Source organism: Candidatus Nitrospira salsa, assembly GCF_965152625.1.
This window is the reverse complement of sequence record NZ_CBCUCO010000002.1, coordinates 1,987,604-2,012,055: the sequence shown is the minus strand read 5'-3', so window position 1 is coordinate 2,012,055 and position 24,452 is coordinate 1,987,604. Positions and strand designations below refer to the sequence as shown.

Below are 24,452 nucleotides of genomic sequence, written 5' to 3'. Positions count from 1 at the left end.
GTTATACAAACATTAGACGTGGGCTTAACGTTTACGAAATCTTATGTTCGTGAGGAGTTAGAGAAAACGATGAAGAAAATATGTATGAAGAAAATTCAGAAAATGGAGAATGTCCTGAGATTGTTCACGGGTAGCGCAATTGGGGAATGCGCGGGCTCAAGAGAAGACAAGGCATGATGGTAATAATAAGAGAGTTATATTTGAAAGTAGTGCATGGAGTGAGTTGAAAAGACGCGGCGTCTCGGGTTGCAATGGGTGTTGCGAGACATCCACACACAACCTCAAAAGAAGGAGACGCCACGATGCAAGAGCGTACCAAGACGGAGCAAAAAGATCGAGACACGAAAGATTCGCTGACGGACTTAATTCGGACGGGCGCCCAACAGCTGATTGCCCAGGCACTGAAAGCGGAGGTCGCCGACCTCTTGGCCACCTATGCGAACCAACGAGATGAGCAGGGAAATGCCAGGGTCGTCCTCAGTGGCCATCATCCAGCGCGCGACATTCAAACGGCCATTGGGCCCGTGACGGTGCAGGTCCCCAAAGTGCGAAGTCGCCTGGGGTCCCCGGTTACATTTCATTCGGCGCTGGTTCCTCCGTATGTGCGTAAGACGGCTAGCCTGGAAGCCGCAATCCCGTGGTTGTACTTGAAAGGCATTTCCACGGGAGAGATGCAGCCCGCCCTGGAAGCCCTCGTCGGCCCTGAGGCCGAAGGGTTGTCGGCCAGTACGGTGGCGCGGCTCAAGCAGATCTGGCGGGAAGAATATGACTGTTGGCGGCACCAGCGACTCGATGTTGACCAATGGGTCTATATCTGGGTGGATGGGATTTATAGCGGCTTGCGAGCGGAGACGCAACGCTTGTGTGCCTTGGTCATGATCGGCATGAATGTCCATGGGGAGAAGCATCTGTTGGCCATGGAAGACGGGATGCGTGAGTCGACCCAGAGTTGGCGCGAAGTGCTGTTGAATCTGAAAGCACGAGGGCTCACCAACCCCGCGTTAGCCATTGGTGATGGGGCCCTTGGATTTTGGGCGGCGTTGGAAGAAGTCTTTCCCGGCACACGCCACCAACGTTGTTGGTGTCATAAGACGCAGAATGTCTTGAATGCACTCCCGAAAAGCGTGCACCCAAAAGCCAAACACGCCTTACAAGAGATCTGGCGGGCGGAGAGCAAAGGGCTGGCGGAGAAAGCCGTTGACGTGTTTCTCGACACGTATGGGCTCAAATATCCCAAGGCCACGGCGTGTTTGCAGAAGGATCGAGAAGAGCTCTTGATGTTCTATACGTTTCCAGCGGCTCATTGGCCGAGTCTGCGCACCACGAATCCCATCGAATCGACGTTTGGAACGATTCGCCATCGGACGGCCCGCACCAAGGGATGCCTGACCCGTGATGGGATGCTGCACATGATGTTTAAGTTGGGGCAGTGTGCAGAGAAAACTTGGCGACGGTTGCGAGGATTTAGAGAGTTACCCAAAGTCATCGCAGGTATTCAATTTACTGATGGCATGGAAGACACAAGCCCAAACTCAGTCGCCGCGTGAGCAACGTTTCGTGCACTAGATTTGACAATAACTCGTTGTGACTCTCAACTAGGCTTGTATTTCTCAGTCTAGTCGACCCTTGTGTCGGAATACTCATTCTAACCTTTGGTCAGTCTTGAAAACGTTGAAAGAGCTCGAGTTCGGGAATTTTTGAGATCGACGATCGGTAGAGGATAATCTACGCCGAGTTCAACTCCAGCCTCCTTCAAAACTTTTTCTGGAGCTTCCCAAGGACGATGAAGGTATTTCAGCGGCATGTGTGCGAGTTCAGGTACAAACCGTAAAACGTACTTGCCTTCCTCATCGAACTTTTGTCCCTGCGTCACGGGGTTAAATATACGGAAGTAGGGTGCGGCGTCAGCTCCGCAGCCAGCAACCCATTGCCAACTGGCACTGTTATTGGCTAAGTCCGCATCAACCAGCGTATCCCAGAACCAGTCTTCTCCATGGTGCCAATGTAACATCAAGTTCTTGACCAAAAACGATCCGACGATCATCCTCACTCGATTATGCATGTAGCCGGTTTCCCACAACTCACGCATGCCGGCATCCACGATGGGATAGCCTGTTTGACCCTGTTGCCAACTGGTTAAATCCTTCGGGGATTTGCGCCAGGGGAAGGCAGTAAATTTTTGTTGAAGGTTGTTTCTAGGCAGGTCGGGAAAATGAAAGAGTAGATTATTGGAGAACTCTCGCCAACCCAACTCACTCAAAAAGGTTTCTCCATCCTTTCGCCATCCTGTTGCAGTCATTTTAGTTTTTGCGGCATACCACACTTCATTGGGTGAGATTTCCCCAAAGTGCAGATGTGGTGATAACCGTGAAACATTGTTTCTTGCCGGATGATTTCGACCTTCTTGGTAATCCTTGAGACCTTTTTTAAGGAATTCTTTCAGCCGCGCTTGTGCGCCAGCTTCTCCCGGCTCCCAATATTCTTTGAGTTTCTTGTGCCAAGGAATGGTCGGCAGTAGTTCCAAATCCTTGAGTGTGACACCTTTGTGTGAGACAAAAAACAAGTTGTTCGGAGCCTTTTCTAGACGTCGGGGTTCATCGTCTTGACCAAGGCAGCCATTTTTATAGAAGGGGGTAAAGACCCGATACGGCGTGCCGTTTTCTTTTCTCGTCGTATGCGGCTCAAAGAGTAGAGAACCATTGAACGTGTGAACCTCAATGCCTTGGTGACTCAGGGTCTCTTGAATGTCCTGATCTCGTTTGATTCGCCAGGGTTCGTAACATCGATTCCAGTATAGTGCCGTTGCTCCCAGCTCGTGAATTATCTCGTTAATAACCTTTTGGGCTGGGCCTTTTCTGAGACAGAGAGTATTCTGCACAGTTTTACTGAGTGCCTTGAGACTTTCATGCAGCCACCATCGACTGGCAGCACCCATCTTCCACTCTTTGCTATTTTCATCATCCAAAATAAATACTGGAACGATAGGACATCCAGTTTGATGGGCAGCCAGAAGAGCTGGGTTGTCTTTCAGCCGTAGATCTTGGCGAAACCAGAGTAGTATGGGTGCGTTTTCCCTCGTCATGCATCAGGCCTTCCGTAGAGTTTCTAGCAAGATGGCGTCTGCTTCCATAATGTCCGTTATCTTTTTCTTAACGCAATCGGTCGCAAAGACCATCACTGAAATAACTTTGATCTTGAGCATTACGCGTTGAATACTGAAGGGAAACGCAAGATCCCTCAGTGAGCGCTATATTCTGAGCTTGATGTCACTCCCTCAAGAGTTGGACTTTAGGTCGATGAACTGATTTCTCTAACTACATTCCCCAAGACAGATTCTCCAGCGAGCATGACACCTGTAGTGCTTGTTAGATTGTTGACTTAGTTTAAAATGACAAGAATTTGCTAGGTGGAAACACGACCGTCGCACAGGATGTAAAAACGAAAAACAGTGTTCTCACTGCAATATCCGAAAATGAAGTGTTTTCTGAGCCGACGATCATGTGATTATTGTCAGTGAGTCACTCACGTCTTTTTTATAACCGGTGCCCTTACTCATACGTCACTTTCCCTAAGATTGGTCGTTGGTAGGACGTTTGGTAGGTCGTTTCCCCCTGAGCATTACCACGATACCGATAATTCCCGACAGCAATGCCAGAAAGCCTAAAATGACCAACGCATCCATCGTGACCTCCTTACTTGAATTGTTGAGTTTAGGTATGACGGTCAGATTCGAGAGTCACTTCGTATAGTCTACAGCAATAGGCATATTTCTGCATACTTTGTCTCTAGTGTAAGGGACGATGTATTTATTCATGGTAGCGGCTAACACTGTTTCGACAATACAAATATTTTTTGGATAGTTCGAATTTAAGTCTGATCGCTATCTGAGGCCGATCATCTGTCCCGTTCTCTTTAGCAATGGGATTTCTAGTACCCTAGAAATAGAACGCACTTGCGAGCAATTCAAAAAAATTTGGTGGATCCCATGGTGAAGACAATTCATTCATGAAAATAAGATGACATTGGTCTAGATTCTTTCTGTCATATCTTTGTTTCTAACTTGTCGCTGGCGTTTCTCTTCAGTAGCCAGGGTCCTTTTTTGTTTAGTCAACCCAGTTTGATATCTGATCGGCCAATTTTTTATACGCCTGTCGCCAGGCTCTTTCTACGTCGTTACTGGATTTCTCAGGACTCCGATTAAAGAGCTGGGCCACTTGGCTGCTCACCGGACTCTCCCAGATAGTCCTCTGGGTCGGATAATTGGGACTCTTTGGCCTATTGCTACTAGGGTTAAACGTACTTGATCGTTTCCATCCCGATCTCCGCCTCAAAGTCCGCATGGTGTCGTTTTCGTTTTTGAGACAGAGCACGTGCCACTCCTTCATTAAAGGATTACATTTGGTGTTCCACCAGCTTAATCCACTGTTCAAATGTTAGGAGTCCCTTCTACAGACTCAGATGTATCGAATGAGACCCCAATATCCACTTGTTCTTCTCCGTCGGCTGGCTCTATGTTGGCAGAGTTTTAGTTGCAATAGTTTTGCGAAATTTCTGTTCTCTGCCGAACGTAGACCCCGAGCAGAAAATTTACCGAAAATGATTTAGCCTTTCTCGAGAGGGAGGTCTGCTGTTTTCCATGCACTCATGCCACCTATGACGTTGAACACTTGCTGATGACCGTGGTGTTGCAAAAGGCTGGCTGATACCGACGAACGATAACCACTTCCACACACGACAGCGACCGGACGTTTTCGATCAATTTCTTCAAAACGATGTGGGAGTTCGCTGCCCGAGATAAAGGCTGCTTTCCCGATATGTCCGGCATCCCACTCTCCCGGCTGCCGAACATCCAAAACTTGCAACGTTGGGTCCTTGTGTATTTGGTCGTTCAGGTCCCACACGGTGTATTGTGGCAAAATCGTCAGCGGCTTCGCGGCCGTTCTCCACGCAAACATTCCTCCCGCCAGCCACCCTGTCGGCGGGTCATATCCAACACGCAGCAATTCCCAAGTTACCTTCCATAGATCGTTCGGATTGTCTAACACCAACACTAGGGGGGTATCAGGGGGCAGAACCGTCCCAGCCCACGTGGGAAACGAGGAACCCATGCCCACATTGAGAGCACCTGGTATATGAACGCCAAACGCTTCGGGCTGCCGACAATCAAGGACGAGAGCGCCTTCCTGTTGTTTTCCTTCAAACTCATCCGGCGAGAGCGCTTCGGGTTCAGGCATCATACCGAGCACCGTAGGCCCTTCGGTATTCATTTTTCGCATACGAGGCCAATAAGGCGGAACTTTCGGCAGGTGTTTCAAGTCCAAACATTGCTGCACGAATTCGTCCTTTTTGTTCAATTCGGCCATAACGACAATGGTTGTGGCTTTTTGTTCCAGTCATTTTTGAAGTGTCATATCATTTTATGATGTCGGGGACGTCTCGCCCTCCTTTGCGATTGTCGGGTCTTTCCATCTGTCGCTTATTAGGTCATAAACTTGACCCCGTAACCCAAAGTTATGCTGGTACGCTATGATCTTCCAGATCTCTTGTTCTGAGAGCTTTTTCGCGTAGGGTTTCATCGACGTTCCACGAACGCCTTCATAGATGCGCCAGAACCAATAAGAGTCCGAAAATCGTGCTACCCTTTTGGCATCAGTGAAATTTGGCGCCCCTCTCTTAACGGGCTTCCCATCCCTTCCATGACATTTGTCATATTTTACGAAGGGCTTTGTGACTCCTTGGTAGAGAAGTCTACCCTCTGACAAAATCTTGGGATCGTTCCACCAGCCCTGTGGCATATGCATGTCCACATACTCTATAGGAACATCAAGGGTCGGTCGATGAGATGTGCCTGGCTGATTGCATGCCGTGACAATTATCAAAATCGCGGTACTGAAAAGTATCAGGTAGGCGATATAGTGATAGGTTTCCCCAGTACTCCAGTTAACCTCTTTTTCAGGCTATGCATGTGGTTGAGGTAATCATCATATGAAGTTTGATGTGTAGCGCGACACACCATAGTCCATTATTTAGCACTCCAATAAATTAGCTCATACTAGAGCGTGACATTTTGTTTTTTCTTTATAATTTGCACCTTTCGAAATGCTTGGTCTTTTTTGCCGAGAGTGGCTTCATCTTCTATCGCCTTTAACAAGTCATCCGGCCCATGAACGGGTGCATACCCTAAAGAGACAGTCACATCCATGGAGGGTGCATCGGAGGGAGTGTCGAATGTGAACGTCTCTATTCGCTTTTCCTCTGGTGCCAGCAACGTATCCTTCAAGATTTTGACGGCTTCAAAATCAAGCACGGTTTCGGAACCATTCTTATCGGCGTATACTCGTTCGTAAAAACGTTGTTCTCCATAGAACTTCTTCAGATTCTTCCCCAGTATCGTCAGGTCAAGGACTAATCGTGACCAAGCAGGGTGTGGCAATGGTAGATTGTGCGGAACGAGACTTTGAATAGTAACCTCCACCGTAGACTTTTCACCGTCTACTTTCGTTGTGAATTCCAATTCAACCGCTTTGGCTCGGACTTTTCCAAATCTCCCAGGAAAACTATGGTTAGCGATATTTCTGGCCCGCTCTCCGTTGGCCGATTGACCGAATGCCTGAGGCATATGACAACTCTGACAGGATTTTTTCTCACCTTTTTCGGCCTTTGTCTTTTTCCAATTCCCTAACCAATCCGAAAATTGATTTGAATTCCTGGCATTGGGTAGAGAGTCATGACATGTCACGCAGTATTGGGAACTTTTATACAACTTGAGATCTTGTGATTGATGTGCGAGATTTTCCCCCGCGTTCTTGTACCCGCCGAAAACAGTTTTGCCCAAACTAAATTGGGGATGTGGTGGTGTCATCCTCGAGTCGACCCCACTGATAAGATGGCATTGTGTGCAGCCAACTCCGTCTATTTGGGGATCTCTTGATTTGACCTCATCAATGAAATGATTGGCCATGTGGCCGTATTCCAAAATGTGAGGAGCATGGCATTGAAAACACATAGTCTGCTGATTTTGCGGCGCTGCTTTGATAAAACGGTCTAGGGTTACTCTGAATGCTGCAGATTGAATTGACCGGGACTGTGCTGACACTTCCCATTCTTCATAGACTCGCAAATGACAGCGCTTACATTTACTTGAATGCGGAAAGGCCTTGTGCAATGGCTTGGGTGGTGTAGTCGTTTTGGTTGCCGCCAGAGCCTCGAAGGAATTCATTCCTTCCTCAACAAGAATGAGACCCATTGTTAGAGCTGCGGATAATAACGATGCGCTTAAAACTAGCGTTTTGTTTTGAGGGAGATTGGAAAGACGTTGTCTCATGATTCTTTTGATTGTTGATCGGACGTTTCTAATGCCTTGGTTCGAAAGGTCAACAAACGACGGGATGTATACCCTGTAATGATTTCTTCCGCTTTTTTGCGGTCCTTCTCTTCAGATAATGAAGCGAGAAAACGGTTCTTCAGTGTCGCCCCAGGCTCCGGAATCAATGCATAGCTAATACTGGCCTCTATGAATGATGGAGAGTGGCCCTCTTTCACTGGAATGCTAAAAGGAATGTGTCTCGTTGTACCGCCGCTAATAAGTGGCTGCGGAGTTTGTCCTGTCATCAGCTCTGCATATGAGCGACCATATTTTTTGAGATCATGACCAATGACCTTCCCGGTTTCATCCTTCAGAGTGAGTTTGACGAAGAATTGCTTGAGGGTGGGATCGCCACCAGGAAACATATGGGTCAAGTTACCATTTAAAATGTGAACGGTTCCTGTTACCGAGTTCGCAATCTTCTGCGCTTCTATGTCCACTCGTGAGGACCATTCAGCCTGAATGTTTCGATTACTCAGCATGATATCCGGTGTGACTACACCTAGGAACCAATGACGGCCTATGGGACGTGATAGCCTGCCTCGCTCGTTGGTGGAACTACCAGTTGATTGTTCCATGTGACAATCCTGACACACCAGACCACTCAGGGTCCCATCACCCAGATGGGCTTGAGCCACATCCTTCACTTTATCGAAATGACACGTTGTACAATAATGAGCTCCTTCGTAAATATCTGCTTGCTTTGAGGGGTGAACCAGATTTTCTTCGGCCTCTGGGTAAGGTCCGAACATTGTTCGGCCTGCGCTCAGATTAAAGGCAGGATAGGAGTCTTTCGTATCCTCTATTGCACTGATAAGATGACATGAAGTACACCCGATGCCTTCCACCTTCACGTGCGATGATCCCGAGATGACTTGTTCGATAATGCGGTCTGTATGCTCTGGGAATACAGTGACTGCAGGTACATGGCAGGCCAAACATTGTGTTTTTTGTTCGTTGGTAGGGTTGGTCGAGAGCCACAATCCAAGGACTGTTTTAAAAACTGGGGATTTCAGTGCATTTCCATGGAGAAGAGCGCCATCGACTCGTCCGAAGGATTTGAGGTCCTCCGTGCGCTCGCGCATACCTTTCCATTCCTCAAAGTGGCGATCATGGCATTGCTTGCATTGCTTCGAAGGTATAAAAATTCTTTCAATTTCCCGCAACCAATCTTGATTGTCATCCGATAGAGTCTGATCATCTGCCCAGCTTCTGTCCATCCATGAGTTCCCGAACGTTAAAGCGAGAACGCTCACGATTGCTAAGAACAGGTCGACTTTTGTGATCTTGAATGTTGTGGTAAAAGATCTCAAGTTTTGGCTCTCGAAAGATTTAAGTGGATCAATCAGTGAAAATAAAACTGTCTTCGTCATTACGCCTTATTCATCTTAACGCGCGCTAGTGAGATGGAAATAAATTAAGTGTGTAAAGCTTAGACAGGAAGTTAAAGAAGAGGGCCGAGAAAGGAATGGAAATGTAAGGGAGCATTTACCAACCAGATGGCAATGCTCCCCACTCAGATTCGTCTATTGGTGTTTCGACGTTCTTGAAGGTTGTACCTCATCGTTGTTGTCCATGTAACTAATGAGAATCCACGTCAGAAAACCTGCTAACAGCGCCATCGGATAAAAGATATACATGATAATCTCCTGTTTGATCGGTTAAACTTCTTGTGGACTTTTTCTCTTTCCCCATTTAATTCTTTGTGGATGCGTCATTAGAAATCCGGCAAATGGTAAAACTGGGTTTCTCTTGCTCCATATTTCATGGTACAGGGTGTTAAGGAGTTTAAACAGAGAACGAGTCTAAACCTTAGACAACGGGAGAGTCTCAATTTTGAGGGGTGTGTGTTGGAATGCTTATCTGATCCACGAATAAAATCGTATAACGAAATCTATTGGTTAGGAGATTGAAGCGATCTTCTCTGAGTTCATATGGTCTTGCTTGTCTTTAGAATTCAGTATGTGTGTCAAGTGACCTAGCTAGCTAGAATTGCTAGTGAATAATGAATACCTGTTCTTCTCCTCCAGCTAGAATGTTTGATCTTCAGTCGCTTTCACCCGTCAGCTTCCATAGTTCTTGAATCACCTAATTAAGCAATTTTTTTCTTTTGGGCATCTCTAAAAACTACTGACAATTCTGTTGGGTTCTGGCATAAGGTTCTTCCAAGGAGGACTGCTCATGGACACACCGGGCCAACTTGGATTCTTTGATCTCACGCACCGCTACGACGCCCTGACTCAGAAAGGCGATCCCTTGGAGCAACTCGCCCAGCACATTCCCTGGGCTCGGTTTCGCAAGACGCTGGAGAAAAGCTTGCGTCGCGCCAAACGCTCGAAGGGAGGCCGGCCCCCGTTTGATGCCGTGCTCATGTTCAAAGTCCTGGTGCTGCAAGCTCTCTATAACTTGTCTGATGACCAAACGGAATATCAGCTTCGTGACCGACTCTCCTTCATGCGCTTCTTGGGCCTTGACCTGCATCAACGGATTCCCGATGCGAAGACGATCTGGTTATTCCGCGAGACGTTGGCCCAAGCTGGGGTCGTGGACACGCTCTTTGCCCAATTTGATACCTATCTGGCGGGCCAAGGGTTGCAAGCTCGCGGCGGCCAACTGCTTGATGCTTCCCTGATCCCCGTGCCCAAACAACGGAATACCCGTGAAGAGAACGCGACAATTAAGGCCGGCGCCTGCCCAGCGGACTGGGAGGCTCAGCCGGCGAAACGGCGGCAGAAGGATACCGAGGCCCGCTGGACCGTCAAACGAGGCGTCAGTCACTATGGGTATAAGAATCATGTGAACGTCGATAAACAGCACAAACTCATTCGCCGGTATACGGTCACCGATGCCGCTGTGCATGACAGTCAAGTCCTTGAGGAGGTCTTGCAGCCCAAGGCCGCGGGCCGGGACGTGTGGGCCGATGCCGCCTATCGGTCAGAAGAGATCGAAACTCAGCTCAAGAAGCGGAAACTACGTTCGCGGATTCAGTATAAGGGCTATCGAGACAAGCCCTTGACGCCGAAGCAAACGCACACCAATCAGCGCCGGGCCCGTGTCCGGGCCCGTGTTGAACATGTGTTCGGCCATCAGGTCACCGCGATGGGAGGCAACCTCATTCGGACCATTGGCCGAGTTCGGGCGCGTGCGAAAATCGGGTTGAAGAATCTCACCTATAACTTTCAACGGTTCTTGGTCTTGACGACTGTCGTGAGAGGGCAACCTGCGTAATCATGGGACCAAGGACGACCAGGGCGCCGCAACATGATGGGAGCGAGCCCCTCTTGCTTCTGGTTGTGATCCCGAATCCGGGGCCTGGCTTGTTCACGGCAGGGCACCCAAGTCAACTCGTACGTTTTTAGAAGTGCCCTTTTGACACATCGATCCAATCAATTATGAACTGGTAATTGGTTGAAAGTTTTCCTGTGTAACCCGTAGTTGCGTTTCGCTGAGACCAGTTGGGGCGTTGGGGTAAGCTTTCACGGCTGCTATTCGCATGACGATATGCCATGGCTAAAAGCTCCTACATATCCCAAAATGGAATATCTTTCTATCCTTAGACAAATAGAGTCGTTTGCACACAATGGAATGATAGAATTTTTAGTGAGTCGATAATTTAAGGTGGCAGCCTTATCGAAAGGTTCCTGAGGCCAAGGCTCAACCGATCGAAGATCCAACCCCCATCTGAAAACTACTTTGAGCGATGAAAATGGAGACATGTATGAACTATTCAGAGTGGGTACAGTCGAAGTGGGTTGCAGGACTGGCAATGACAATTATGGTGATTGGGGCATGTGGCGTCCCAGCGCCGCCCCAGGGGGATGGCGACATACCTCCACAATATGTAGGTCAACACATGCCCGAAGGCTGGTGGGGCAATGACGCCATCATCGAAGAGGGTCGTCAGCTGTACAGCGGAATCGAGAAGCCTGGTGTTAACTGTGCAAGATGCCACGGAAAGACAGGGAGACCCGTGAAACGTGGAGCCTTAGACTTCCGAAACACGGACACTATGAAACAATATTCGGATTCGCGTATGCTCTGGCGAATTGCCGAGGGGGTCCCGTACAGCAGTATGGGAGGCTTTAAAGGCAACCTTTCTGAAGATGAAATTTGGAAGATCATCGCTTTCACGGGCACCTTTGGATTAAGCGGGCTCCAGTACGATCCAGAAAAGAAAGGCTGGGTGCCAATCGGCTCTCGTCAAACCGGATGACCAGTTTTCTTAATGAGTCCCTTAGGATCCATCTGTTTCGAAACCTTCGTACATGTCTGACTTATTTCGGGTCAAGCACACCTATGAATGACTCGTGCAACATATCGTCGAGCAAGGGCTTTGGGTATAGGGTCTTCTGTGATAGGTCGGTGTCGCATTTCTAGCAGATGCGATGCCCTGTTCTTATGTTTGAGACATTTGAAATCGATTCGTAACGGTCACGGAAACGAGTTTTTCTTGTTCACACCCCTCGTGACTTACAGCTAGGTCGGATCCATGGGCCCCAACCAATAAAAATCGACTCATGTAGTGTTGTCGGTGCTGGCATCTCTGGCTTGCTCGTAGCATCCCCAGGCTCCGGCGGCATATCCATGGCGTTCAATGGGTGTGTTCTTGACGATGTGAAATGGGTATGCCGCGGATCGCGTTTGACGGTGTTGACTAATTCCTGAACAACAGCCTCTTCACCTTCCAAGATTTGAGTAAAGGTGTGATTGCCATATAGCAACATGCCGGTGATGCCTAACCGTGCTTTGTTAGTTCGTAATGTGTTCAGGGTGTCTTCTAAGTCCTCCTGTGACATGGCTCGTACGGTCTCAAAAGGGTCGGGGGCGTCGCAACCTTTCATCGTCGCCTACCGTCATTGCTATATCCGTACCGGTTTTCGCAGAAAGATCTTTTCCAAAATGTGTGCGAGTCTTCGCGGATTCGCATGCTTCCCATCTGTCCACGAGTCATGGATAAACCACCCTTAGGCAAGATAAACGAAGCTCGAAATTCACGACATCACCCCTGTGGGTGCATGGGGATTTATTCATTTTCTTGCTCACCAGTGGGCATCGGTCTATCTATCAACCAGTAGGTTATTCCTAAGGCTAACACCACGGTCGCCGTGGCGAAGATGTAGAGTGGAGTGATTTTAGAAAAGTCAAAGATGATGACTTTTCGGGCAATCGCCATGAGGGCCGTAGCCACCACCAATTTGACATGAATAATATCTTTTCGAATATAGAGGGTAATGTTAATGAAAATTTCTATGGCAATGAGGACTGCCAAAAACGCACCAAAGGTGGTGACAATATCTCGAATGCTAAACGTCGTAAAAGTGGGGGCCAGTAGGTTTTGATAGAGGATATACACGACATCAAGCACGCCCCAGAGAATCGTAAAAACCATCAATACAGCCACAACCTTCACGGCTCCGCGAATCGTCCGATGAAGAATGTTCATAAGCCGATCTTCTTCATCCAGCGAGAGTTCTTCCTGGCCAATTTTTTTCTGTCGTTCCTTCTGAAAATGCTCCATCAAGGAATCGACCAAACTCGTATGACTGCTCAAAAACTTCGTATTAAAGTCCTTTTCCTCAAACGGCTCGAGTCCTTTGACCGCCTTAAAGTCGGCACCGCCGACACGTTTGAACCCCATGCTCCAGTCGGCATATTCATGCCGTTCGACGGTCTTTTTCTTGACGATGTGAAAATTGGTATGCCGCGGATCGCGTTTGATGGTGTTGACTAATTCCTGAACAACGTCCTCTTCACCTTCCAAGATTTGAATAAAGGTGTGATTGCCATAGAGCAACATGCCGGTGATGCCTAAGCGTGCGTTGTTATCTCGTGATGTGTTCAGGATGTCTTCTAAGTCCTCCTGCGACATGGCTCGTGTGGCCGAACTCAAGTAGGTGATTTGAATCATGGTGTGGATTCCCCTTTCATATTCGCTGCAAAATTCCAGGAGCTCCTATAAAAAGATTCGTGTACCTCTCAAATTTCTTCTGATGATCTTTGGAAAGGCCATTTGGAAAGTAGTGTTGACTAACCCGAAGTCGTCACTGTTGACGTTCATCAAAGTTATTCGATTTGGATGGCCATGGGGTCGTGTGCGGTTGTTTAGAAAAAATCTGTTCCTCTAACCCAAATTCTGGTGTTCCAAGCGTTACGATTCCGAGGTACCCATCCACAGTCAATTGATCCTCATCGCAAATGATTTCGGTGACATTTGAAATGCCATTCACACAGGAAATGCCAAGTTCGCGGGCGATAATCGCTCCATGAATCAGCATGCCTCCTCGTCGTTCAACAATTCCTGAGGCGAGTGGCACGAGATGGGTCATTGTTGGTTGGATTGACTCACATACCAGAATGTCACCCTGTGTGAAATTTCTAAAGTCTTGGATGTCGTTGATCACACGTGCAGGGCCTTCTGATAGTCCTGGAGACGCAGGTTGACCAATGAGTTGACGGGGATGAATAGTCGTAGGGGTCCGACTCCGGCTTGGTTCCTGACCATCTTCGTCGATGTGGATGGAGTTCTGCTGGCTATCTCGAAGTGCTTGTAGAACAAGAGGTGTAGATTTCTCGCTGGGAAGATGTCCGGTGAGCCGTCCGACTTCATGTAATCGTTTGCCACCGATCTGTAATGCACGAAGAAATTGGCTTTCGATTCGTCCCAAAAGAATGTTGTCATCGTCACGGAGGCGCCAGCTTAATTGGCCAATCGTGATAACTTCTCGGGCTTCCTGCTCCCTTGACTGGCCTACCGTGTCGATCAAACGTTGTTCAAAATCCTTGGCCTTGGCCATGGTGTTTTGATCACTTTGCGGGGTCTTTTTAATTGATGGATTCCCTAACTGACAGATGAGGGTGAGCAAAGAGTCTGGCTGATCAAGAAGACGCTTACCATTGTAGGATGTGTCCATAAAGGTCGTAAGGAATCCCTCGAACTCTTTCAAAAAGTCGGGTCCTCCGCGAATCTTGGCTATCCGCCTCTGCAGATACGTCCAAGTTTCAGAAGGCGAGTGAGGCACGACCATGACACCTTTCGATAATAGGTGCTGAAGGGCGCGGTTGTTCTGGACTTGTCGTGCAAGGTCCAACAGGGCCGCATTGCGATGTAAGGCAAGAAAGTCTTGCCCACCGAGAAGATTCATGAATTCGTACGGATCTTGTGGTTGGAGTGCGTCATTGTAATAGGCACCTAAATACCTGACCCCGTGAGCAAGAGGAATAAATTCCTTATGATAAATTTCCCGCCAGGACGTGAGTGTCATAAGTCTTTCTTCGATGCAGTTCGCAAGATCGCGGTCATCCAGGTTGTCAATATCCTGCCCGGCCAAATGCTTCCCAAGGAGTTCAAGCTCGGGAATTGATGTGTTTGAAACCTTGTCCGCCAGCCGGCGAAGTTGCGAAAGCTTAGGACGGAGGGTCAAGTACCATTGACGTTCATCCGGTTGTTTGACGGACAGCCCGGAGGTAATAGGACGGGCCTGGAGCACTGAAAGGCTACCACCTTGTTTGGCCCACTCCATGTCAGGCGGCCACCCAAACAATTTCTCCACTTGTGTCAGTTTTGCGTGAAGTTCTCCTAGATCCGCTTCATTCAATAAGGGCAAGTCGGTCTGTACGGCGTCTCGTTCACCCGCATGCCACTCGATCACCTCCCCAGAGCTGCTTCGTACTATCCATCGGTCAGGCTCTAAAAGCCCATCAACCAAATTTGAACAGGGACCCGGCACCGCCTCTACGATCTCTCTGTCCACAGCTTGGTTTCTCGGGTCTCGCCCGAAGGCCACGCCGGAAGTATTGGCGGGAACCATTTCCTGAACGATTACGGCCATGCAGCTGTTGTGTGGGTCGAGAGCCAATTCTTTTCGATACAGTAAGGCCGCATCGGACCAGAGTGATGCCCAAACTGTCTGGACAGCTTGAAGAACGGATTTTTCACCTTTCACATTGATAATTGATTCATGAAGCCCGGCAAAAGAACGTTGAGCAGAGTCCTCGCCAAGAGCCGAGGATCTAATCGCCAGTGAGCACTGCGGATTAAGCTGACCTAAAGCTTCAAAGACAGCTTTCTCAAGCTCTGGCGGTATAGAAGCTCTGAGAAACGAAGATCGGATTCGTAAGGCCGAATCCCAAATTTCTTCCCAACGCATCTTGTCCAGCGGTTTTCGTCCCAATTCCATTTGTATCACGCTGGCGAGGTGGGATTGAGCGACAAAATGATGATACGCAGAAACTGTAAGGCAGAACCCCGATGGAACACGAACATCTGCCGAGATCAACTCGGCAAGAGAAGCCGCCTTTCCTCCAACCAAGTTGCTGTCAACGCCAGAAGGATCGTTGAGAGAAATTATCCAGGTATGCTTTGGGGAATCCACTGTTGGACCTCCTGAAAACGTACTACGTGGAAATACCTCACGATTTCGATACAGAAGAGGGCAACGGTCGGTGATTGGACAAATCCGGCAAGATAGCCATGACGAGCAGTCAACAATCGAGACCAATATTCGACGTCTAGTTGACCTTCAACTCGTTTCGCCTGACCTGTAACCGTGACCGCTTCCACATCCATGAGGTTGTCGGGATGCTGATCTCTATTATCGATCAGGAGTGCGACCCCGTTACATTGAGTCAGAAGTTGATATTTTCGTGTCGTGACGGGGGTGGCAAAGACAGCTCGGGTCAAATCTTCTGTGGTCGAAAAGGCCACAAGGGAACCGTAAGGATGCTGTGTCCCCTGTGTGCACAACACGGCAAAGGGTTGCGCGTCCACGAGTCGTCGAATTCGAAGAGAAAGGGAATCTTCAGTTTCTAGGGACGATGACTCCTCACCCTCGTATTCGGGACCGAGCGCTGGTTCTTCCATTACCGTGGGACATCCTTTGTATGGAGTATTTGACCAATAAAAACAAAACCCTCGCCATCACCTCAGGTTACCGTCAGGTTATGGTCACACTTGGCTCATACCATGGTGATAAAAAATCTGACCTATGAAAGAACTTATACTACCAAGATTGGAAAGTTGTTGCATTTTTGATAGTTCAATCATCGATTCCAGGATTGAGAGTCATGTAACCCTTCTGCTTGTGATACCGCAAATCCTTTATGATGGGCCGAACTTTCATATTGGGGAATCGTGCATTGACGTGTTTCCAAAATACTCGCGAGCAGTAGGCACTATGGCAACTGTTTCGGATCGATCGTCAGAAAAGTCTTATTGAAAAAAATACCTTTTCAAGAGTCTAGTAATTTTGAGAGATGAAAAAAGGGGGATATCAATGAGGTGTGCGGTCATTCAACTAGAGAGAGGTCGCACGTTCCACGTCCGAAATAATCTCATCAGAGAGTGGTAGGACGTTGGAATAATACCGCCCAATAACTGTACCATTACGATTTACGAGAAACTTTTCGAAGTTCCACCTCACCTCTCCTGGAAAAGAGGTCTTTTCTGTTAAAAATTGGTACAGCGGGTGTTTATTTTTGCCACGGACTTTAGTTTTTGCGAAGAGAGGAAAGTCAACGGAGTAACGTGTGTAGCAGAATGTGGCGACTTCTTCATTCGTTTTCAATTCTTGTCCGCCAAAGTCATTCGAAGGAAAGGCTAGAACCTCCAAACCTCTTGACTGATATTTTTCGTAGAGTTCTTGCAGTTGTTCATATTGCGGAGTGTACCCGCACCTACTAGACGTGTTTACCACTAGAAGAACTTTTCCCTGATATGTGCTCAAAGAAACTGTCTGTTCGTCGATGTCAAACAGGCTTAACCCATATATGGTGTTAACCTGTTGCGTGTTTTCTCGGCTTTCCTTTATTGCACTCATATCTGAATCGATCCCGGTCTTACCCACATTTAAAGTGTGGGGGTCTGTGTAATCGCATGCATTCATAATAATGAGAATGCTGATCGATACAATCACATGAGTCATCGTCATAAGAATGGCTTTGGTCTTAAAAAAACTAGTGCATTCGTAATGTCTATACATCGCAAAAATGGTTATGGTCATGGCAGCGCGCGGGGCAATGACATTGTGCTTCCTCTGCAACTAAATCAGCTACCCCCACCTCTAGGCAAATTATATTCCGTAAACCATAGACAAAGTTTTCCCGGCTACGGTAAAGGAGATTTCTAAGGAAGGTATCGTGTAAATTTAGATTCACTTCATCAACCATTCTGCTCATGAAGGCACGGTATTTGTCGAAAGATAGTAATGCTCTCGTAGTCGTCAATACCTATGTGAGTGAGCGTTTAGAGCCGGACTCAACGCCTGCGGCAACGTTTCCGGAAGCTGTCCATTATCAAGTGCTTCCTTTATACTAAGGCGCATAGTCCTGGTCTTTTCACGCCAGGCATAGACTGTATCAGAGTAAGGTTCATACTACTGATACAGTCACAAGGGCTGATTAAGAGACGTGTCGCAGGACACTCTTAGGGGAGCAAGCTGACCGTGGCATGGCCAACAAGGCCATAGTTCCACCGTCTATCGTCTTATGGTAGAAAATTGGTGAATCCTCGCTTGTGGACTGTCCAACACAAGTGAAGACAGTTTGATTTTGTAAGGTGTTTCAATGCCATCTCAATAATGAGAGTTTCTAATGTTCCAGCATTCAGAGAAGACAACGTTGCTCTTCCTTTGAGCAATGCACGGCCAGTTAACACTGTTACCGCTCCGGTTCACAATTCTTGAGAGAGCCTAATCGACCTGGATGTCCATGTTTTCTCTTCAAGTATTCCATTCAACAGAGAGTCAATTTAGGGGCTAGACTGAAGGTATCCGCGCAGGACATCGCGTCGTGCCAATATTCCAACAAGTTTACCTGAAGCATCGACTACTGGGACTCGAATAAGATGATTGTTGTGTAGAACATCGATTACTGTAAGCACGTCGGTACCTTGTGTGACAGAGATCGGATTGTCCGTCATAATCTCTCCAGCCGTGATATCCGCAAGTCGTTTCCCTTGTCGAATAGCATTCAAAAGGTCAAATTCGGAAACCAGACCAACCAGGCGGTTGGTCGGATCAATGATGGGTACCGATCCAAATCCTTCCATAAGAAAAGACGCCACCAGCTCGGCACTCGCATCTTCCTCTTCGGATCGAACTGTTGTTTCCATTAATGAGCCGACAGTCAGTTGCCCAAATTTGCTTGCTCGAAGCGCGGCCCGAGCTTCTTTGTCGATTGCCATAATGCCTCCGATCATGTCATAAGTTACTAAACGTCTTCTCCAGCAGTATACGGTCCTTGACCCTAATTTCATGGTCTATTGCATTTGGTCATTATACTGCGTCACCATCGTATTCCTCTACTCCCCTCAGGGTGGGGCTATGTGAGGAATGACGAATGTCGAGCTCGAGTAATACATCGTTTTGTTACAAAGTGTGTGTGATGTATTTCCGATTTCTAGTACTCAGACCATCACTGGTATTTACGGAACTAGTTGTCCAATATTCAAAATGAAAAGAGCGGATATGCCTATGGTGAGAACTCATAGCAAAAATTCTCGTATGTCACAAATCACTGATGACGTTCGTAAGGAAGGGCTTGACCTATGACCGCTTCACGCAAGTTCGATCTCTTATGCATTGGGAGTGGTCCAGCCGGTCAACGTGCAGCAGTGCAAGCGGCCAAATTGGGGCGAAAGGTTGCCGTGATTGAAAAAAGGCGAATCGTCGGAGGAGTCTGTGTGGATACAGGGACTATTCCAAGTAAAACATTTCGTGAGGCGATTCTTTCTTTGATGCCTTCCATGGACCTGAGGGTGGCACGCCAGGGATTTCTTGAGGAATCTGTTCCAACCATGGAGCAATTGATGGCACGAGTAGGTTTGATTGTTCAGAAAGAATCAGAGGTTGTTGAGTCACAACTTCGGCGTAATGGCATTTCGGTCGTACACGGATCGGCACGGTTTATCAGTGATCACAGCACTATTGTTAATGACTTAAATCAAGAGTGCCTCATTGAAGCCGATCATATTTTGATAGCGGTCGGCACAATTCCAGCTCCTCCCCCAGGAAAGAATCCGGACGGTGAATGGCTTGTTGATAGTGATGGTATCCTCCAAATCAAACAGATACCTCGAACGATGGCTGTGATTGGATCTGGAGTTATTGGTATTGAATACGCTTCGATGTTCTCGGCATTAGGCACGGAAGTGACAGTCATAGACAAACGTGAAAGACCTTTGGAATTTCTTGATTATGAAATTATCGATGAACTTATCCATCAAATGCGGAACAAAAATGTGGTCTTTCGTCTCGGCGAAGCGGTGGAGCATTTTGAGGTATCTTCAGGAACTCCACGCAAGGTCGTGATTCATTTAGAATCAGGCAAGCGGCATGTCTCAGATGTCGCGTTATTTTCTGTAGGGCGTTTGGGTGCCACAGAATCTCTCAACTTGGAAGCAGCAGGGTTGGCCGCCGATATTCGAGGGCGTCTGAGAGTTAACAAGCAGTTTCGCACCAAGGTTCCGCATATCTTTGCCGCGGGGGATGTCATTGGACATCCTGGCCTGGCAGCGACATCAGCTGAACAAGGTCGTTTAGCTGCCTGTCATGCATTTGGTGTTGATACTGAATCAAAGCTCTCGCATCTTCCCATAGGCATTTATGCCATTCCCGAAATTTCTATGGTTGGCGAAACAGAACGGGAGTTGACGAATTTAAAGGTCCCATATGAAGTTGGAATGGCTCGATATAGAGAAATCGCGCGAGGCGCTATTTTAGGTGACGACAGCGGATTATTAAAACTGCTATTTCATCGTTACGATCAAAAGCTCCTTGGCGTCCATGCAATTGGAACGGGCGCGACCGAGTTGATCCATATTGGCCAGGCGGTGATGGGGACAGGCGGGGGACTATCCTACTTTCTGAATACTGTATTCAATTATCCCACTCTAGCTGAATGTTATAAAGTGGCGGCATATGATGCCTATAACAAGCTGACTCAATAAATTTACAGTGGGTAATTGAGGGTGTGGAGTTAGGAAAATCTACTGTGCTTTGAGTTTTTCTAAAAGAAAAATTAGACTTTGACACCTTCAGGAAGGTTTGATGCTTCTTTTCAGCTAACTATGCCGAAGGCTCCTCCGTTCTTTTGATTTTTCTTAGAGCCGTGTCTCCCTGGAGTGGTTTCGTTTTTACTCCAATGTTCTGCGAGTCTTCCAACGCTAATTTTCAATATATTGAGTCGCATCGAACGTCCGAACGAGTACCTGACCCACAACTTTCTCATCCAAACCCTGAACAGGGTCCTCTTGGTTTGCTCACCTGATTGACGGTTTACCTATCTTCTGATCGAAAGCCTCATTCGAAGTAAATGGTTCAGGTGAGTCATGCCGCTCTAAACCCTTAGTACGCAAAAGGTTCTCAGTGATTTGCTGTTGTACTTGGTGTAGGTGACGGGTGATACCTATTATTCGTGTTCATAAAATACTGGTTGAGTGAAGTCTAATTAAGTCTGTGATAGGAAAAACCAAGACTCCATGTCACAAAGGTAAAGAAAATCCCTTGCCTCACATTTTAGTGTTCCTGGAGCAGGAAGCTGATATGTCGAGATCACACTGTCATGTATTGTGTGTGTAAGTTTTCCGGAATGATGTCAGCACATGACTCTCAAGCCGAGGCCTTGTCTGAAAGATTTTTCTTGTTTTGTGTCCCGTGCGTTTACTGACGGCTCTGCACGACGGCGTGAGATTGTTAAACGTTATGTGTCGAAATTTGTCTTTTCTCGGTGTTGTAGCTCGTTATAGTTGGGTGTGTTGCTGTAATGGCGAAGATGTAAGGGTTTTGGCCGGAATAGACTGCGTTAGCCATAGTGAAGGTGGAATGGATAAGGAAATCGAAAGGAATTCTATTACCTTTCAAAAAGTTAGACTTAATTTTTGACGCTATTGTTTCGATAATGACTAATGAATGTTCCCTTGACTCAGACGAACAGTCAGAGAACGGTTATGTGCTTTTGGCCATATGAATAATTGACCGGTTTGCGCATTGCCCGAGAGCCGTCTTGTCATTGAAAAATCCTACATTGGAAGTTTACGTACTTCACGTTTTACGAATTCGTATGATTTCAATGAATATCGTGTGATGTCTTTCGTTGGGTTGTGAATTCAGGATGCAGCACGTTATGAACGTTTTGAAAGATGAATATCGAATTCACTTGATGGTGTGGGTACTCGTGGGGTTGGCTTTTGCGTTTGGTCTTTATGCTGTGAGCTTGATTCACTTTGCGCTTGGGCAAGTGAAAGATGCTCGAACGCAAGTGAAAGCCCAAGAGAATGCCTTACATGGATCCAGGGAGAACATTCAGAAACATTTGACAGACGTGCGAATACAAATGATCTCACTGTTCGATATTCAAGATATAAAGAATGGGAAGGTCGATGCCATTGACAAACTGCAGGGTTTTCTTCGAGTGCAATCTCAGGCCAGTCAACAGCCTGAATTTCGGAACACGTTGCTTGGGTTAGAAGCCGTGTCTGCAGATCTTAAGGCCTTTGTCGTCCTAGCAGATAAATGGGAAGTTGAATATCAAAATGCTGTCCAAGCAGATCGTCGCGAGCATCTGTTACGTCTGCTTCAGGAACGTGCAATGCTCAAAGATAAGATAGACGTTGTCTTTGAAGATATCTATCAATCTCAAGCAAAGATTCATGCTCTCATTCAGGAGGAAGTTGATCGCCTCTTTGACAATGTTGAGGAGTCCTTAGCCAACAGATGGAACGAAGTGCTGAGCCTTGGAGGAATGGGAGTCTTCATCTTTCTGTGTGTGGCTATGGTCTTGTCACAGAAGATCTCTTCCCAAGTACAGGAACTGAAGAGAGCACGAGAGGAAGCTCAACAGGCCGTGAAGGCTAAGTTGGAAGGAGAAGCCCAGCTACGGCGCTTGGCTTCATTTCCTGAAAGCAATCCCAATCCTATCATCGAAGTGAATGGCGATGGGCACATGCGGTACATGAATCCTGCTGCGCGAACCATTTTTGAAGAGCAGAGTCATGATGCAGAGACACATCCACTGATTCATGACTTGCCATCAATTATTGGGAAATTGAAGTCAGGTCAGCAACAGTCATATGTTCGCGAAATCTACATGGATCATGTCATCTATGAGCAAGAAATTACCTATATGCCAGATTTTGAAGCCATTCGTGTGTATTCTATTGATATTACGAAACGCAAATGTAGCGAACTCGAACTTCTTGAGGCCATGGACCGGGCGGAAGCCGCCGTGAGAGCGAAGAGTGAATTTCTTGCGACCATGAGCCATGAGATCAGAACTCCGATGAATGGGGTTATTGGTATGACAGGACTGTTACTTGAGACAGCGCTCACTTCTCAACAACATCATCTGGCTGACACCGTGCGGAGTTCTGGTGAAGCATTGTTGACGATTATCAATGACATTCTTGATTTTTCGAAGATTGAAGCCGGGAAGCTTGAATTAGAAACGATCGATTTCAACCTTCGAACGTCCATTGAAGAAACGTTGGAATTAGTCTCAAGCAAAGCGGCAGAAAAGAACCTGGAACTCTTTGGGCATGTTTCTGTGAATGTTCCTGTTGATCTTCGTGGAGATCCTGGTCGTCTGCGCCAAATTTTGCTGAATCTGATTGGCAATGCCATTAAGTTTACTGAACAGGGAGAAGTTTCATTGCAGGTTCAGCTTCTTCAAAAAACGACAGAATTTGTCGTCCTTCGTATAGAAGTATCGGATACAGGAATCGGCATCAGTCCTGAGGGCAAAGCCAAACTCTTTACTTCATTTAGTCAGGCGGATAGTTCGACCACACGGAAATACGGGGGGACAGGCCTTGGTCTTGCTATCAGCAAACAGCTTATCGAGCGGATGAACGGTGAGATTGGAGTTGAGAGTATTCTGAATGAGGGAAGTACGTTTTGGATGACGATCCAACTTGAGACCCAACCAGAACAAGCGGCTCTTTCTCACCAAGTCGAATTTCAAAAGCTTCGTCTGTGTATCATCGATGAACATCGAGGCAGTCGTGACCTTTTGGCGAAATATGCCGAAGAATGGGGAATACAGTGTGTGACGGTCGAAACATCGACGGATGCATTGAGTGTTCTGCAGGAGGCAGAACGGGAGAACGATCCATTCGATCTCGCGATCGTAGGGATGAAGGTGTCTGAAATGGATGGTTTGACCTTCGCACGGACCATCAAGGCCAATCCATCCATCAGGTCTGTGCGTTTGCTCCTGTTGACTTCTATGGGACAACGAGATGATGGTATTGCCTCTCGTGATGCTGGGTTCGACGGCTATGTGACCAAACCCATTCGTAAGCAAGTACTCCATGACTCTTTGGCCACGGTCATGGGCTATCAACAGGAAGAGCCTGAGTCTGTGCTCGTCCCATTTGCCGATTCAAAAAAATCGACAGACGCGATCGTTCGAGGTGCCGTGAGGATTCTCGTGGCTGATGATCATCGTGTGAATCAGCAACTTGCCGTCATGATGTTAGAGCGTTTGGGATATCGGACTGATGTCGTGGGGAATGGACACGAAGCTGTCGAAGCCGTATCACGAGTGCCCTATACCCTGGTCTTGATGGACTGTCAGATGCCGGAAATGGATGGTTATGAAGCGACGAAGGCAATTCGCGCGCGCGAGGCGTTAAACGTGAAACGTGAAGCGTCAGACGAGATACGAGAGATGAGCGTCGAGCAACGCGGCACGCAGGGCGTGCCAATTATTGCGATGACGGCCAATGCGATGCAAGGTGATCGTGATAAGTGTCTTGCTGCTGGAATGGATGATTATGTGACAAAGCCAATCAATTTTCAAGAATTAGCGAATATGGTCATGAAGTGGTTACCGAAAACGCAACTGCAGAAAGCTGGTGTTTAAAGGTATGGACTGTTGTCCTGTTGTCACGATGGACAATGCGTTTGAATCGAATCGATTTGTCCAGCCACCATTCAGACATGATAGCGAATCCAATTACTATCCATGTGCTCCATTCAGATTATCTTCGCGGTATTTAATACTTCAAACCTTGGAAGTTATTAGAATTGACAATAACTTATTAAAGGAAATTTTCTGAACACATGTGGTGCTATTGATCTTACACTTTTCT

General features: G+C 47.4%; 17 protein-coding genes. 6 read left to right on the top strand and 11 right to left on the bottom strand.

The window, feature by feature from the left end:
- The first annotated feature begins 302 nt into the window (after window positions 1–302).
- The gene (locus tag ACWQXP_RS10975) at window positions 303–1,547 is read left to right on the top strand and encodes an IS256 family transposase (protein WP_454062862.1); all 1,245 of its coding nucleotides are present in this window, start codon (window positions 303–305) and stop codon (window positions 1,545–1,547) included.
- 98 nt (window positions 1,548–1,645) lie between these two features.
- On the opposite strand, the gene ACWQXP_RS10970 is transcribed toward ACWQXP_RS10975, so the two are convergent.
- The 5 genes from ACWQXP_RS10970 to ACWQXP_RS10950 all read right to left on the bottom strand — a co-directional run bounded on the left by ACWQXP_RS10970 (window position 1,646) and on the right by ACWQXP_RS10950 (window position 8,586).
- Window positions 1,646–3,082, bottom strand: coding sequence for a cryptochrome/photolyase family protein (locus ACWQXP_RS10970; protein WP_454062861.1), 1,437 nt, complete (start codon window positions 3,080–3,082; stop codon window positions 1,646–1,648).
- Window positions 3,083–4,601: 1,519 nt separating this feature from the next.
- Window positions 4,602–5,363, bottom strand: a complete 762-nt coding sequence (locus ACWQXP_RS10965) for a rhodanese-like domain-containing protein (protein WP_454062860.1) — start codon at window positions 5,361–5,363, stop codon at window positions 4,602–4,604.
- A gap of 54 nt (window positions 5,364–5,417) precedes the next feature.
- Window positions 5,418–5,795, bottom strand: a complete 378-nt coding sequence (locus ACWQXP_RS10960; RefSeq protein ID WP_454062859.1) for a c-type cytochrome — start codon at window positions 5,793–5,795, stop codon at window positions 5,418–5,420.
- Between the two features lie 257 nt (window positions 5,796–6,052).
- Window positions 6,053–7,219 carry a multiheme c-type cytochrome gene (locus ACWQXP_RS10955; protein ID WP_454062858.1) on the bottom strand — a complete coding sequence of 389 codons (1,167 nt, stop codon included), beginning with the start codon at window positions 7,217–7,219 and terminating at the stop codon, window positions 6,053–6,055.
- Between the two features lie 101 nt (window positions 7,220–7,320).
- Window positions 7,321–8,586, bottom strand: a complete 1,266-nt coding sequence (locus ACWQXP_RS10950; RefSeq protein ID WP_454062857.1) for a multiheme c-type cytochrome — start codon at window positions 8,584–8,586, stop codon at window positions 7,321–7,323.
- A gap of 961 nt (window positions 8,587–9,547) precedes the next feature.
- On the opposite strand from ACWQXP_RS10950, the gene ACWQXP_RS10945 reads away from it, so the two are divergent.
- Window positions 9,548–10,594 carry an IS5 family transposase gene (locus tag ACWQXP_RS10945; protein ID WP_454062856.1) on the top strand — a complete coding sequence of 349 codons (1,047 nt, stop codon included), beginning with the start codon at window positions 9,548–9,550 and terminating at the stop codon, window positions 10,592–10,594.
- A 490-nt stretch (window positions 10,595–11,084) separates the two neighbouring features.
- Window positions 11,085–11,579, top strand: a complete 495-nt coding sequence (locus ACWQXP_RS10940) for a c-type cytochrome (protein ID WP_454062855.1) — start codon at window positions 11,085–11,087, stop codon at window positions 11,577–11,579.
- Window positions 11,580–11,820: 241 nt separating this feature from the next.
- Here ACWQXP_RS10940 and ACWQXP_RS10935 read toward each other — a convergent pair whose 3' ends face one another.
- The 5 genes from ACWQXP_RS10935 to ACWQXP_RS10915 form a co-directional block, all read right to left on the bottom strand.
- Window positions 11,821–12,207 (bottom strand): BLUF domain-containing protein, encoded by a 387-nt coding sequence (locus ACWQXP_RS10935; RefSeq protein ID WP_454062854.1) that lies wholly within the window; start codon window positions 12,205–12,207, stop codon window positions 11,821–11,823.
- 182 nt (window positions 12,208–12,389) lie between these two features.
- Window positions 12,390–13,274 (bottom strand): phosphate-starvation-inducible PsiE family protein, encoded by an 885-nt coding sequence (locus tag ACWQXP_RS10930; protein WP_454062853.1) that lies wholly within the window; start codon window positions 13,272–13,274, stop codon window positions 12,390–12,392.
- Between the two features lie 133 nt (window positions 13,275–13,407).
- Complete coding sequence (locus tag ACWQXP_RS10925) at window positions 13,408–15,738, bottom strand: PEP/pyruvate-binding domain-containing protein (protein ID WP_454062852.1); 2,331 nt, start codon at window positions 15,736–15,738, stop codon at window positions 13,408–13,410.
- Complete coding sequence (locus ACWQXP_RS10920) at window positions 15,711–16,226, bottom strand: pyridoxamine 5'-phosphate oxidase family protein (RefSeq protein ID WP_454062851.1); 516 nt, start codon at window positions 16,224–16,226, stop codon at window positions 15,711–15,713. The genes ACWQXP_RS10925 and ACWQXP_RS10920 overlap by 28 nt, the downstream gene beginning before the upstream one ends.
- A gap of 433 nt (window positions 16,227–16,659) precedes the next feature.
- Window positions 16,660–17,181: a glutathione peroxidase gene (locus ACWQXP_RS10915; RefSeq protein WP_454062850.1), complete on the bottom strand. Its 522-nt coding sequence runs from the start codon at window positions 17,179–17,181 to the stop codon at window positions 16,660–16,662.
- Between the two features lie 356 nt (window positions 17,182–17,537).
- Between ACWQXP_RS10915 and ACWQXP_RS10910 the strand changes: the two genes are divergently transcribed.
- Window positions 17,538–17,678, top strand: a complete 141-nt coding sequence (locus ACWQXP_RS10910) for a hypothetical protein (protein WP_454062849.1) — start codon at window positions 17,538–17,540, stop codon at window positions 17,676–17,678.
- A 432-nt stretch (window positions 17,679–18,110) separates the two neighbouring features.
- Here ACWQXP_RS10910 and ACWQXP_RS10905 read toward each other — a convergent pair whose 3' ends face one another.
- Window positions 18,111–18,545 (bottom strand): CBS domain-containing protein, encoded by a 435-nt coding sequence (locus ACWQXP_RS10905; protein ID WP_454062848.1) that lies wholly within the window; start codon window positions 18,543–18,545, stop codon window positions 18,111–18,113.
- 363 nt (window positions 18,546–18,908) lie between these two features.
- On the opposite strand from ACWQXP_RS10905, the gene sthA reads away from it, so the two are divergent.
- On the top strand, window positions 18,909–20,309 hold the full coding sequence (sthA, locus tag ACWQXP_RS10900) for a Si-specific NAD(P)(+) transhydrogenase (RefSeq protein ID WP_454062847.1): 1,401 nt from the start codon (window positions 18,909–18,911) through the stop codon (window positions 20,307–20,309).
- 1,175 nt (window positions 20,310–21,484) lie between these two features.
- Complete coding sequence (locus tag ACWQXP_RS10895; protein ID WP_454062846.1) at window positions 21,485–24,223, top strand: response regulator; 2,739 nt, start codon at window positions 21,485–21,487, stop codon at window positions 24,221–24,223.
- Window positions 24,224–24,452: the final 229 nt, after the last annotated feature.

What these genes read in the sequence shown, in the direction of transcription:
- ACWQXP_RS10895 (WP_454062846.1), top strand. Translation starts at nt 21,485, where the DNA reads ATGAACGTTTTGAAAGATGAATATCGAATTCACTTGATGGTGTGGGTA.
- ACWQXP_RS10930 (WP_454062853.1), bottom strand. Translation starts at nt 13,274, where the DNA reads ATGATTCAAATCACCTACTTGAGTTCGGCCACACGAGCCATGTCGCAG.
- ACWQXP_RS10910 (WP_454062849.1), top strand. Translation starts at nt 17,538, where the DNA reads ATGAAGGCACGGTATTTGTCGAAAGATAGTAATGCTCTCGTAGTCGTC.
- ACWQXP_RS10950 (WP_454062857.1), bottom strand. Translation starts at nt 8,586, where the DNA reads ATGGACAGAAGCTGGGCAGATGATCAGACTCTATCGGATGACAATCAA.
- ACWQXP_RS10975 (WP_454062862.1), top strand. Translation starts at nt 303, where the DNA reads ATGCAAGAGCGTACCAAGACGGAGCAAAAAGATCGAGACACGAAAGAT.
- ACWQXP_RS10905 (WP_454062848.1), bottom strand. Translation starts at nt 18,545, where the DNA reads ATGGCAATCGACAAAGAAGCTCGGGCCGCGCTTCGAGCAAGCAAATTT.
- ACWQXP_RS10955 (WP_454062858.1), bottom strand. Translation starts at nt 7,219, where the DNA reads ATGAATTCCTTCGAGGCTCTGGCGGCAACCAAAACGACTACACCACCC.
- ACWQXP_RS10920 (WP_454062851.1), bottom strand. Translation starts at nt 16,226, where the DNA reads ATGGAAGAACCAGCGCTCGGTCCCGAATACGAGGGTGAGGAGTCATCG.
- ACWQXP_RS10935 (WP_454062854.1), bottom strand. Translation starts at nt 12,207, where the DNA reads ATGAAAGGTTGCGACGCCCCCGACCCTTTTGAGACCGTACGAGCCATG.
- ACWQXP_RS10945 (WP_454062856.1), top strand. Translation starts at nt 9,548, where the DNA reads ATGGACACACCGGGCCAACTTGGATTCTTTGATCTCACGCACCGCTAC.
- ACWQXP_RS10940 (WP_454062855.1), top strand. Translation starts at nt 11,085, where the DNA reads ATGAACTATTCAGAGTGGGTACAGTCGAAGTGGGTTGCAGGACTGGCA.
- ACWQXP_RS10960 (WP_454062859.1), bottom strand. Translation starts at nt 5,795, where the DNA reads ATGCCACAGGGCTGGTGGAACGATCCCAAGATTTTGTCAGAGGGTAGA.
- ACWQXP_RS10970 (WP_454062861.1), bottom strand. Translation starts at nt 3,082, where the DNA reads ATGACGAGGGAAAACGCACCCATACTACTCTGGTTTCGCCAAGATCTA.
- ACWQXP_RS10915 (WP_454062850.1), bottom strand. Translation starts at nt 17,181, where the DNA reads ATGAGTGCAATAAAGGAAAGCCGAGAAAACACGCAACAGGTTAACACC.
- ACWQXP_RS10965 (WP_454062860.1), bottom strand. Translation starts at nt 5,363, where the DNA reads ATGGCCGAATTGAACAAAAAGGACGAATTCGTGCAGCAATGTTTGGAC.
- sthA (WP_454062847.1), top strand. Translation starts at nt 18,909, where the DNA reads ATGACCGCTTCACGCAAGTTCGATCTCTTATGCATTGGGAGTGGTCCA.